Genomic DNA, 11430 nt, shown 5'->3' on the forward strand with positions numbered 1-11430 from the left:
TCGATCGCGGGGTGAGTCACAGGAGCCACTTGCGCCCCTGGCCGGAGGACTCGACTGTTTACCCGCCTCATAGCGACTTTCGGGGAGGTGTCAGACCGGCGTGCGAAGGTACGGCGATGAAGCTGCAAGGAATCGAACTGCGTTACGTGCTGACCACGTATCTCGCCCACAATGGTCGAGCGACGATCGGCGAAATGATCGAAGCCCTTACCCGGCAGGGATTTCAGGTCAACGGCAGGGCATCAAAAGTCATCTCGGACGCCTTGCGTTGGGAGATCGCCCGAGACCGCGTCCGTCGCGTCGGTTGGGGACAGTACGGGCCCGGGCCCATCCCGCGGTCCACCGAATACCGTATCCACCAGCGCGTGCTGGCTCTGCGGGAGGCGGCAAAATTGTCGCTGTGAGGCGGGCAAACAGTCGCATCCTCCGGGGCGGAGGCGCAAGTGACGGATGTGACCACGGCCCGCCAGCGCCGCGAGCCCGAAAGTCGCGGCCCCGACACCGCACGAACTCACGCCTCGAAGCGGTACCCCATGCCCGACTCGGTCAGCAAGTGCTTGGGCTGTGACGGATCATCCTCAAGCTTGCGCCGCAGCTGGGCCAAATATACTCGCAGATAATGTGTTTCGGTGGCATAGGCCGGTCCCCACACCTCTTTGAGCAGCTCCTCGCGCCCCACCAGCTTTCCCCGGTTGCGCACCAGCACCTCGAGCATTCCCCACTCGGTGGGGGTGAGGTGGACTTCGGCGCCGTTCTTGATGACCTTCTTGGCGGCCAGATCGACGGTGAAGGCGTCCGTCTCGACCACCGGCTGCTCCAGCTCGGATGCCGCGGTGTTGCGGCGGATCGCCGCCCGCAGCCGTGCCAGAAACTCGTCCATGCCAAAGGGTTTCGTGACGTAGTCGTCCGCCCCCGCGTCAAGGGCCTCGACCTTGTCCGACGAATCCGTGCGCGCCGAAAGCACGATCACCGGGGCGGTGAGCCAGCCCCGCAGGCCGGCCAGCACATCGATGCCGGAGATGTCGGGCAAACCCAGGTCGAGAATCACCACGTCGGGCTTGTGCTCGGCGGCGGCGCGCAGCGCGCCGGCACCGGTCGACGCGGTGATCACCTCGTAACCCCGCACCGACAGATTGATGCGCAGCGCACGCAAAATCTGCGGCTCGTCGTCGATCACCAACACGCGCGTCATTGCGCACCAATCGGTTCCGGCGCCGCCAATTCCACCATCACAGTGAGCCCGCCGCCCGGGGTGTCCCCGGCCGCGATGGTGCCGCCCATGGCTTCGACGAAGCCGCGCGCTACCGACATGCCCAGCCCCACCCCCGTGGTGTTGTCGTGATCACCGAGGCGCTGGAACGCCTCGAAGATCTGCTCCTCGGTCCCGTGCGGGATGCCGGGCCCCTCGTCGATGACGTTGATCAGCACCCGGTCACCCACCCGCCCCGCGTTGACCCTTACCACACAGTTGGGCGCGTACCGCAGCGCGTTGTCGATCAGGTTGGCAAGGACCCGTTCCAGGAGACCGGCATCGGCCAGCACCACGGCGTCGCCGACGTCCACCTTCACCCGGTCGATGGCGGACCGATAGAAACCGGTGGCGCCCTTGCCGATACTGATCAGCGCGCGTTGCACCGTTTCCTCGAGATACACCCGGCGCAGGTCCGGGCGCACCACGCCGGCGGCCAGGCGCGACGAATCGAGCAGGTTTCCCACCAGCGCGGTCAGCTGATCGATCGATTCCTCGATGGTCGCCAGCAGTTCGGCGGTGTCCGCGGGGGAGAACGCGACGTCCTCGGCGCGCAGGCTGGACACCGCGACCTTGGCCGCCGCGAGCGGCGTCCGCAGGTCGTGGCTGACCGCCGACAGCAGGGAGCGCCGCAGCTCGTCGGCGCGCACGATCGCCTCGGCCCGGCTGGCTTCCTCGGCCAGCTCGCGCTGCCGGACCAGGCCCGCGGCCTGCTTGGCCACCGCGCCCAGCACCCGCCGATCCCGGGCCGAAAGCTTCCTGCCGGCCAGCAGCATCCAGAACTCGTCGTCGCCGACCTCGATCGCGGTGTCGGCGGAATCGACGGTGACACAAGGGTCCCGGCCGACGCAGGCGACGACGTCGCCCTTCTTGCCGTCGGCGCGCGCCTCCTCGCTGGGTTCGCGCAGCATGCTGACCGCGCGCTGGGAGTAGGTCTCGCGCACCCGCTCCAGCAATGTCTCGAGATCGGCCCCGCGCAGCACCGAGCCCGCGAACAGGGTCAACAGCTCGGCCTCCTGCGATGCGCGCCGGGCCTCGCGGGTGCGCTTGGCCGCGCCGTCGACCAGGACGGCGACCGCGACGGCGATCAGCAGCAGTACGAGTTCGGTGACGGCCGCATCGGGTTCGGCGATGGTGAAGGTGTGCCGGGGCGCGGTCAGGAAATAATTCAGCAGCAGGCTGGACAGCACCGCCGAAACCACCGCCGGCGCAACGCCTCCCAGCAGTCCGACCAGCAGCACGCCGACGAAGAACAGGGCGCTGTCGCCGCTGGTGCCCAGATACGGGTCAAGCGCCGTGACGATCACCGCGCAGATGGCCGACGGCACGATGAAGGCCGCCAGCCACGACGCCACCCGCCGCTCGCCGGCCGCCAGCGACGCCGCGCGAAAGCCGCGTTTGGATTCCTCGTGCGTGACCAGGTGCACGTCGATCTTGCCGGACAGCTCGACGATCCGCGCGCCGATGCCCTCCTCGAAGACCCGCGCCCATCGCGATCGCCGCGAGGTGCCGATCACCAGCTGCGTGGCGTTCATCTCGCGGGCGAAATCGAGTAGGGCCGTGGGCACGTCGTCGCCGACCACGGTGTGCAGCGAGGCGTCCAGGCTGCTGGCCAGTTCGCGGATCTTGGCCATCCGTGTCTCCGACAGTCCGGCCAATCCGTCGCCGCGTATGACGTGCACCACCATCAGCTCGGCGCTGGACTTCGACGCGATCCGGGATGCCCGCCGTACCAGCGTCTCGGACTCCGGTCCCCCGGTGACGGCCACCACCACCCGCTCGCGGGCCTCCCATATCTCGGTGATCTTGTTCTCGGCGCGGTATTTGGCCAGCGCGGTGTCGACCTGGTCGGCGAGCCAGAGTAGCGCCAGTTCCCTTAGCGCGGTGAGGTTTCCGCGGCGGAAGTAGTTGCTCAGCGCGGCGTCGATGCGCTCGGGCGCGTACACGTTTCCGTGGGACAGCCTGCGGCGCAACGCCTCCGGAGTGATGTCGATGAGCTCGACCTGCGACGCCTGCCGGACGATGGAATCCGGGATGGTCTCTTTCTGCTCGATGCCGGTGATCGCAGCGACGACGTCGTTGAGGCTTTCCAGGTGCTGGACGTTGACGGTGGAAATCACGGTGATTCCCGCGTCGAGCAGTTCCTCGACGTCCTGCCAGCGCTTGGCGTTCTTGCTGCCCGGCGTGTTGGTGTGGGCGAGCTCGTCGACGAGGACCACCTGCGGTTTGCGGGCGAGCACGGCCGGCACGTCAAGTTCGGCGAAGGTGCTGCCGCGGTATTCGATGAAGCGCGGCGGGACGAACTCGATGCCCTCAAGCAGCTCAGCGGTTTTCGCCCTGCCGTGGGTCTCGATCACGCCGGCCACCAAGTCCGTGCCGCGCTCCAGGCGACGATGTGCCTCGCCGAGCATCGCGTACGTCTTGCCAACCCCGGGTGCTGCGCCGAGGTAAATCCGCAGCTCGCCGCGCTTGGGGCGGTGGTCAACGGCACTCACGTCAACCATCATCCCCCTATCGCGCTAGCTCGAGACCGGATATTTGTGATCGAGTTGCAGGTTGAGTTGCAACACGTTGACGCACGGTTCACCGAAGAAACCGAGCGTGCGGCCGCTTCGATTCTGCGCCAACACCTCCCGGATCTCCTCGACGCCGACATGGCGGGCCTTGGCCACCCTCGCCACTTGGAGGTCGGCGTAGGCCGGCGAGATGTTCGGGTCCAGCCCGCTGCCGCTGGTGGTGACGGCGTCGGCGGGCACGGCCGGATTGGCCGGCGCGGCGCCGCGGATCGGCACGATCTGCCCTGTCGAATAGTCCTCGCCATCCTTGGCGCACTCGACCCGCGCCCCCTGGTAGAGGCTCAAGAACGGCGCCGGCGTCGTCTGGCACGGTTCGTTCACGCTGACCACCCGGGTGGGGTGGACGACGTTTCCGCGGGAGTCGCGGGGCCCGATCACCGACAGCACCGCGCCCACGCCGCCGCCCGTGCAAAACGGTCGCGACCCGTCCACGCCTTCCAGCCGCCCCACCGCGACACTGCGCGTGCACACCTGCGTGAGCAGGCTCGGCTTGCCCGCCGTATCGACAATGCTTTCCGGCCCGAGGTTGCTCGCGCCCGACGACAGCGGGTCGTAACCGGAACCGGCCGCCGAGGGGCGGCTCTGGAAGTACTGGGGCAGCGGGTTGCCGCTGGAGTCGGTGAACAACTGCCCGATCAGCCGGCTGCCGATTCCCTTGCCGTTCGCGGTCAGAATCGACCCGTCGGCCTTGTCGTGCAGTCCCGGAACCTGCGCGACCAGCCAGACCAGCAGCGGGTAGGCGACGCCGGTGATCACGGTGAGCACCAGCAGCGCGCGAAACGCCGCCCAGTGCATGCGGAAGAAGTTCGAGAAGCTCATGTCAGGACATCCCCGGGACGAATTGGATGATCAGGTCGATCAACTTGATTCCGACGAACGGGGCGACGATGCCGCCGAGGCCATAGATGTAGAGGTTGCGGCTCAACAGCTTTGACGCGCTGCTCGGCGTGTAGCGCACCCCTCGTAGCGACAACGGGATCAGCGCGACGATCACGGCCGCGTTGAAGATCACCGCCGACAGGATCGCCGACTGCGGGCTGTGCAGCCGCATGATGTTCAGCGTGTCCAGCCCGGGGAACAGGGCGACGAACATCGCCGGGATGATCGCGAAATACTTCGCGATGTCGTTGGCGATCGAGAAGGTGGTCAGCGCGCCGCGGGTGATGAGCAGCTGCTTGCCGATCTCGACGATCTCGATGAGCTTGGTGGGGTCGGAGTCGAGGTCGACCATGTTGCCCGCCTCTTTGGCGGCCGAGGTGCCGGTGTTCATGGCCACGCCCACGTCGGCCTGAGCCAGCGCCGGCGCGTCATTGGTGCCGTCGCCGGTCATCGCAACCAACTTGCCGCCCTCCTGCTCGCGCTTGATCAGTGCGAGTTTGTCTTCTGGTGTGGCCTCGGCGAGGAAGTCGTCGACGCCGGCCTCATCGGCAATCGCCCTGGCGGTCAACGGGTTATCGCCGGTGATCATCACCGTGCGGATGCCCATCTTGCGCATCTCGTCGAATCGGTCCCGCATGCCCTGCTTGACGACGTCCTTGAGGTGGATGACGCCCAGCACCGAGGCGTCGCCGCCGCGGCTTTCCCCGACCACCAGCGGGGTGCCGCCGCCGGCGGAGATGCCGTCGACGACCTCGCCGAGCTGTTGTGGCACCTTGCCGCCTTGCTCGCGCACCCATTCGGCGACGGAGCTGGCCGCACCCTTGCGCAGCTGATGGCCGTCGAGGTCCACACCGGACATCCGGGTGGTGGCCGAGAAGCTCACCCATTGGGCTTGCGAGAGTTCGCCGGGCGTGCGGGCGCGAAGACCGAAGTGCTGCTTGGCGTATACGACGATCGAGCGCCCCTCCGGGGTTTCGTCGGCGAGGCTGGACAGCTGCGCCGCGTCGGCCAGCTGCTCGTTGGTGACGCCGTCGAGCGGAACGAAGGCGGCGGCCTGCCGGTTGCCCAGGGTGATCGTGCCCGTCTTGTCCAGCAGCAGCGTGTTGACGTCGCCTGCGGCCTCGACCGCGCGTCCGGACATGGCCAGCACGTTGCGCTGCACCAGCCGATCCATGCCGGCGATGCCGATGGCCGACAGCAGCGCACCGATCGTCGTCGGGATCAGGCACACCAGCAGCGACACCATCACGATCCCGGTGACACCGTTTGCGTTGAGCGCCTGGGTATCCGGGACGCCCGGGTTGTTCATCTTCGAATAGATCGCCAACGGCTGCAGGGTGGCGACGGCGAAGACGAAGATGATCGTCAGCGCGGCCAGCAGGATGTTGAGCGCGATCTCGTTGGGGGTCTTCTGCCGGTTGGCGCCCTCGACGAGTGCGATCATCCGGTCGATGAAGCTCTCCCCGGGCCGCTGGGTGACCTGCACGACGATCCGGTCGCTCAGCACGGTGGTGCCGCCGGTGACCGCGGAGCGGTCGCCGCCGGACTCGCGGATCACGGGCGCCGACTCTCCGGTGATGGCCGATTCGTCCACGGAGGCAATGCCTTCGACGACGTCGCCGTCACCGGGTATCACCTGTCCGGCCTCGACGACGACGATGTCGCCCTGCTGCAGCAGCGGCGCGGCGACCTCCTCCTCGACGCCGGGGCTGCCGGGCGCCCAGTCCTTGAGCCGTCGCGCCATCGTGTGACTCTTTGCCCGGCGCAGGGTTTCGGCCTGGGCCTTGCCGCGCCCTTCCGCCACCGCCTCGGCGAGGTTGGCGAAAAGGACGGTGAGCCATAGCCATATCACGGTCAACCAGGCGAACCAGGTCGGATCGATGATGGCGAGCACGGTGCTCCAGGTGGCGCCGATCTCCACGATGAACATCACCGGGTTGCGCCACAGCGAGCGGGGGTCGAGTTTGCGCAGCGCGTCCGGCGTCGAGCGCCAGAGCATCTTCGGATCGAGCAAACCCCCTTGCACCCGTTTGGTATTCGCCGAGCCGGCGGGTTGCGCCTGCTCGGTCGGGTCGACGGTGGTCGCGGCCATCAGTGGATTCCTTCGGCGAGAGGTCCGAGCGCCAGCATGGGCAGGAAGGTGAGCGCGACGAGAATCAGGGTCACGCCCGCGACCATTCCCACGAATTGGGGCCGGTGCGTGGGCAGCGTGCCCACCGATTCCGGCGTCTGGCCCTGCTTGGCCAGCGAGCCCGCCAGGGCGAGCACCAAGACGATCGGCAGGAACCTGCCGAACACCATGGCCAACCCGAGGGCGGTGTTGTACCAGTTGGTGTTGACGCTGATTCCGGCGAATGCCGACCCGTTGTTGTTGGCCGCGGAGGTGAACGCGTACAGCACCTCCGACAGCCCGTGCGGGCCGCCGTTGAGCATGCCGGCGCGTTCACCCGGCAGCGCCATCGCGATCGCGGTGCCGGTCAGCACGATCAACGGCGTCACCAGGAAATAGCTTGCGGCGAGCTTGATTTCGCGTGGGGTGATCTTCTTGCCGAGATACTCCGGGGTGCGCCCGACCATGAGCCCCGCGACGAACACGGTGATCACCGCCAGGATCAGCATGCCGTACAGACCCGAGCCGGTGCCGCCCGGCGCGACCTCGCCGAGCTGCATGTTGAACAGGGCCATCATGCCGCCGAGACTGGTGTAGGAGTCGTGGAACGAGTCGACTGCGCCGGTGGAGGTGAGCGTCGTCGAGTCGGCGAACACCGCGGAGTTGGCGACGCCGAATCGCTGCTCGACCCCCTCCATCGCCGACCCGACCGCGGTGGGCACCGTGCCGTGGTGCTGCAGTTGGAACCACATCATGAAGGTCACGCTGATCGCGTACAGCGAAGCCATCACCGACGCGATCGCGTAACCCTGCTTGGTGTTGCCCACCATGCGCCCGAACGTGCGGGGCAGCGAGAAGCTGATCACCAGCAACAGGAAGATCTCCAACCAGTTGGTCCACCGGGTCGGGTTCTCGAACGGGTGCGCGGAGTTCGCGTTGTAGAACCCGCCGCCGTTGGTGCCCAGCTCCTTGATGACTTCCTGGCTGGCGACGGGGCCGCCGGTGATCGTCTGGTGCGCCCCGTTGAGGGTGGTGACGACCTGGTCGTTCAGGTGGAAGTTCTGGATAACCCCGCCCGCGATCAGCACGATGGCGCCCAGGATCGCGATCGGCAGAAGGATGCGCAGTGTTCCGCGCACCAAATCGACCCAGAAGTTCCCCAGGTCGCCCGTGCGCGTGCGGGCGAAGCCGCGCACCAGCGCGATCGCCACGGCCATGCCGACGGCCGCCGAGACGAAGTTCTGCACGGCCAGCCCCGCCATCTGGACGAGATGGCCCTGGGTGGACTCACCGGAGTAGGCCTGCCAGTTGGTGTTGGTGACGAAGCTGATCGCGGTGTTCCAGGCCAGCCCGGGGGTCATCTGGGTGGCGGGATCGTGCAGATGCAATGGCAACTTGCCCTGCAGGAGCTGGAAGAAGAACAGGAACAGGATGCTGACCGAGGAGAACGCCAACACGCTGCGCGCGTAGGCGCCCCAGCTCTGTTCCGAGCGCGCGTCGACCCCGATCAGCCGATAGATGGCCCGCTCGACGGGGCCATCCTTTGGCGACGTGTAGACCCGATACATGTAGTCGCCCAACGGCACATGCACCGCCACCAGCGCCACGACGAGGAGGCCGAGAAAGAGCAGACCCGCCGTCGTCGCGCCCATCAGAACCGCTCCGGGAACAGCAGAGCGCACGCGAGAAACAGCGCGAGCATGACGGAAAGTACCAGGCCGACGATGTTTTCGTAGCTCACAGCCGCTCGACCAACTTCTGCACCCAGCCCAGTGCGGCGAACACGACAACCGTCAACACGACGAACGCCACTACGCCCATTCCGAGCCCACCTTGTCTCCGTCCAGCGCAACCACGCGCATACGAAAGGGCCTCGTCGAGGCCGCCACGGCGCCGTCTCTCGAGGCGATATCAGCTTGAAATTAGCTGGCGCCCCTGGGCTAGGGCCTTTGGTTGACACTTCCCTAACGGCGTCGCGGTTCACCTTTACGGTTTCTTAACACCCGCCGGCACGCGCACCGCGCGGCTATCCGGCGTCGGCGCCCGGGCCGTCGATCATCGGGATCCGGACCCGGAAAACCGTTCTGCCCTCGGTGGATTCGGCGGTGACGGAGCCGTGGTGGGCCTTCACGATGGAACTGACGATCGCCAGGCCGAGCCCGGTGCCGGTGCCGTTGAGTCTCGAGTTGTCCGCCCGGGCGAACCGTTCGAACAAGCGGGGGAGAAGCTCGGGGTCGATGCCCGGTCCGTCGTCGGTGACGGTCAGTTCGACGCACGGCGCGTCGGGCCCGTCGCGGTGGCAGGTGATCCCGGTCGTGACCGTGACCCCGGGCGGGTTGTGCACCCGGGCGTTGTTGAGCAGGTTGCTCACCAGCTGGTGCAGCCGCGCGTGATCCCCGCGGACCCACACCGGTTCGTCGGGCAGGTCTTTCACCCAATGATGCGTCGGCGCGGCGACCGCCGCGTCGTTGACGGCGTTGACGACGAGCTCGGCGAGGTCGACGTCCTCGCTCTGCAGGTCCTGCCCTTCGCCCAGGCGGGACAGCAACAACAGCTCGTCGACCAGCAGCGTCATCCGCCGCGCTTCGGACTCGATGCGGGCCAGCGCGTACTCGGTGGTCGGCGGCAGCGCGGAGCTGTCCTGCCGGGTGAGTTCGGCGTATCCCTGAATCGCGGCCAGCGGCGTCCGCAGCTCGTGGCTGGCGTCGGTGATGAATTGCCGCATTCGCAGGTCGGATTCGGCGCGCTGAGCCAGCGCGCTATCGACGTTGTCCAGCAACCGGTTCAGGGTGTGGCCGACGATGCCGACCTCGTTCTGCTGGTTGGTGTCGCGGGGCCGCACCCGGACGCTGATCCGGTGGTCGTCGTCGGCGAGCGGCATGGCCGCGACTTCGGCCGCGGTGGCGGCCAGCCGGCGCAACGGGCGAAGCGTGTAGCCGACGACCCAAACGGTGAGCCCCGCGGTGACCGCCAGGGCCGCCGCGATGAGCAGGGTGGTGGTGAGCTGCTTGCGCGCGATGATCTGGTCGGCGAGGTTCAGCGACACCCCGGCAACCAGCACTTCGGGCCCGTCGGCGTGGCTGTCGAGCCGGTAGAATCCCAGGCTGCCCAGGTTTTCGGTCCGTGGCGGCCCGTCGGTCCACGACTGCGCTTCGATGGCGCGCACGACGTCGGCGGGCGCCGGTCGCGCCTCGGCTTCGGAGAAGACCGCCGAGCCGATGACGGTGCCGTTGTGCAGCACCACGATCAGGTTTCCCGGCGTTTGATCGGTGAACTGCAGCATCGCCTGGTCCAGTGGCTTGGCGCCCTCACCCGGATTGCTTGGACTGTCACGGTATTTGGTGTAGGAGTGGCCCAACGCGTCCAACGAACCGGCAACGTCGGCGTCGCTCATCGACGTGACGTAACCGCGCAGGCTCAGCACGGAGACGATTCCCACCGTCATCAGCACCACGCTGACCACGGCCAGGACGCCCAACAACAACTGGCGGCGTAGCGAACGGGGTAGCCACCCCGGAAGGTCGCCGGACAAGGCGTCCCGGCGCCGGGTCATTCCGGTGGCCGCAACATGTACCCAACACCGCGAACGGTGTGAATCATCGGTTTCCGGCCGGAATCGATCTTCTTTCTCAGATAGGAGATGTAGAGATCCACGATGCTGGTGCGCCCGGCGAAGTCGTAGTTCCAGACGCGGTCGAGGATCTCGCTGCGGCTAAGCGCGCGCCGGGGATTGCGCATCAAAAAGCGCAGCAGCTCGAACTCGGTTGAGGAAAGCGATATCTGGGTGCCGTCGCGGGTGACGTCGCGGCTGGCGGTGTCGAGGCGCAAGTCGCCGACGTTGAGGGTTTCCGCGGCCGGCGGGGTCTGCTGACCGGAACGGCGCAACAACCCGCGCAGCCGGGCGACGAGCTCTTCGAGGCTGAACGGCTTGGTCATGTAGTCGTCCGCGCCCGCGGTCAGGCCGGTGACCCGGTCCATGACCGAGTCCCGCGCGGTCAGGAAGAGCGTCGGGGTGTACGGATCGGATTGGCGGACGCGCTCCAGAATCCGCAACCCGTCGACGTCGGGAAGCATGATGTCGAGCACGAGGACGTCGGGGCTGGTCTTCTCGAACTTGGCCATGGCCTCGCGCCCGTTGTGGGCGATGTCGACGACCCAGCCCTCGTAGTGCAGCGCCATCTTCACCAGGTTGGTCAGCGCCGGCTCGTCATCGACCAGCAGAACCCTGATCGGTGAGCCGTCGGCGCGGTAGATCCGGGGCAGCTGCCCAAGGATGGCCTGGCGGGGGCGCTGACCCCCCGCGTATCCCGACATTGCGGTCATGTCCCTACATTCTGGCAAGCCGCACATGTGACTGTCACGGACTTCATAGGGTTCTCAAATGTTGAGGGGTCGGGCGGGGTCGCAGCGGGGACGCTCGCTTACCGGTCGAATAAGCCGACCGGCCGACCCAAAGATATTGCGGGGCAGAGCTATTGGTTCAACGGCAAAGGGCCCGCACACCACGGTGTGCGGGCCCTTCGAGTGAGGACGCGGATCAGGCCCAGCTGGACCCAACGGCGCTGTCGGTGCTGGCCATGTTGCTGCCGGCGCTCTGCACCTTCTGCCCGTGGGCG

9 protein-coding genes and 1 pseudogene are annotated in these 11430 nt (G+C 67.2%); 1 reads left to right on the forward strand and 9 read right to left on the reverse strand.

The window, feature by feature from the left end; translation table 11 throughout:
- The first annotated feature begins 116 nt into the window (after positions 1-116).
- Complete coding sequence (locus tag A5702_RS14240) at positions 117-404, forward strand: hypothetical protein (protein WP_055403098.1); 288 nt, start codon at positions 117-119, stop codon at positions 402-404.
- Between the two features lie 107 nt (positions 405-511).
- On the opposite strand, the gene A5702_RS14245 is transcribed toward A5702_RS14240, so the two are convergent.
- From A5702_RS14245 to A5702_RS25735, 9 genes and pseudogenes are all read right to left on the reverse strand, one after another.
- Positions 512-1192 carry a response regulator gene (locus A5702_RS14245; protein ID WP_068221492.1) on the reverse strand — a complete coding sequence of 227 codons (681 nt, stop codon included), beginning with the start codon at positions 1190-1192 and terminating at the stop codon, positions 512-514.
- Positions 1189-3756 (reverse strand): sensor histidine kinase KdpD, encoded by a 2568-nt coding sequence (locus tag A5702_RS14250; RefSeq protein ID WP_068221494.1) that lies wholly within the window; start codon positions 3754-3756, stop codon positions 1189-1191. The genes A5702_RS14245 and A5702_RS14250 overlap by 4 nt, the downstream gene beginning before the upstream one ends.
- A 12-nt stretch (positions 3757-3768) precedes the next feature.
- Positions 3769-4644 carry a potassium-transporting ATPase subunit C gene (locus A5702_RS14255; RefSeq protein WP_068221496.1) on the reverse strand — a complete coding sequence of 292 codons (876 nt, stop codon included), beginning with the start codon at positions 4642-4644 and terminating at the stop codon, positions 3769-3771.
- Between the two features lies 1 nt (position 4645).
- Positions 4646-6796 (reverse strand): potassium-transporting ATPase subunit KdpB, encoded by a 2151-nt coding sequence (gene kdpB, locus A5702_RS14260; protein ID WP_055403106.1) that lies wholly within the window; start codon positions 6794-6796, stop codon positions 4646-4648.
- Positions 6796-8466, reverse strand: a complete 1671-nt coding sequence (kdpA, locus tag A5702_RS14265; RefSeq protein WP_067816176.1) for a potassium-transporting ATPase subunit KdpA — start codon at positions 8464-8466, stop codon at positions 6796-6798. Before kdpA ends, kdpB begins: the two co-directional genes overlap by 1 nt.
- Positions 8466-8555: a K(+)-transporting ATPase subunit F gene (kdpF, locus tag A5702_RS26365; protein ID WP_055403110.1), complete on the reverse strand. Its 90-nt coding sequence runs from the start codon at positions 8553-8555 to the stop codon at positions 8466-8468. Before kdpF ends, kdpA begins: the two co-directional genes overlap by 1 nt.
- A 285-nt stretch (positions 8556-8840) precedes the next feature.
- Positions 8841-10367, reverse strand: a complete 1527-nt coding sequence (locus A5702_RS14275; RefSeq protein WP_068221498.1) for a cell wall metabolism sensor histidine kinase WalK — start codon at positions 10365-10367, stop codon at positions 8841-8843.
- Positions 10364-11137 (reverse strand): response regulator transcription factor, encoded by a 774-nt coding sequence (locus A5702_RS14280; RefSeq protein ID WP_067816183.1) that lies wholly within the window; start codon positions 11135-11137, stop codon positions 10364-10366. Before A5702_RS14280 ends, A5702_RS14275 begins: the two co-directional genes overlap by 4 nt.
- Before the next feature lie 214 nt (positions 11138-11351).
- A pseudogene (locus tag A5702_RS25735) lies at positions 11352-11430 on the reverse strand (type VII secretion protein EsxI); the annotation flags it as partial.

The organism is Mycobacterium sp. E3339, assembly GCF_001666915.1.
Taxonomy (GTDB): Bacteria; Actinomycetota; Actinomycetes; order Mycobacteriales; family Mycobacteriaceae; genus Mycobacterium.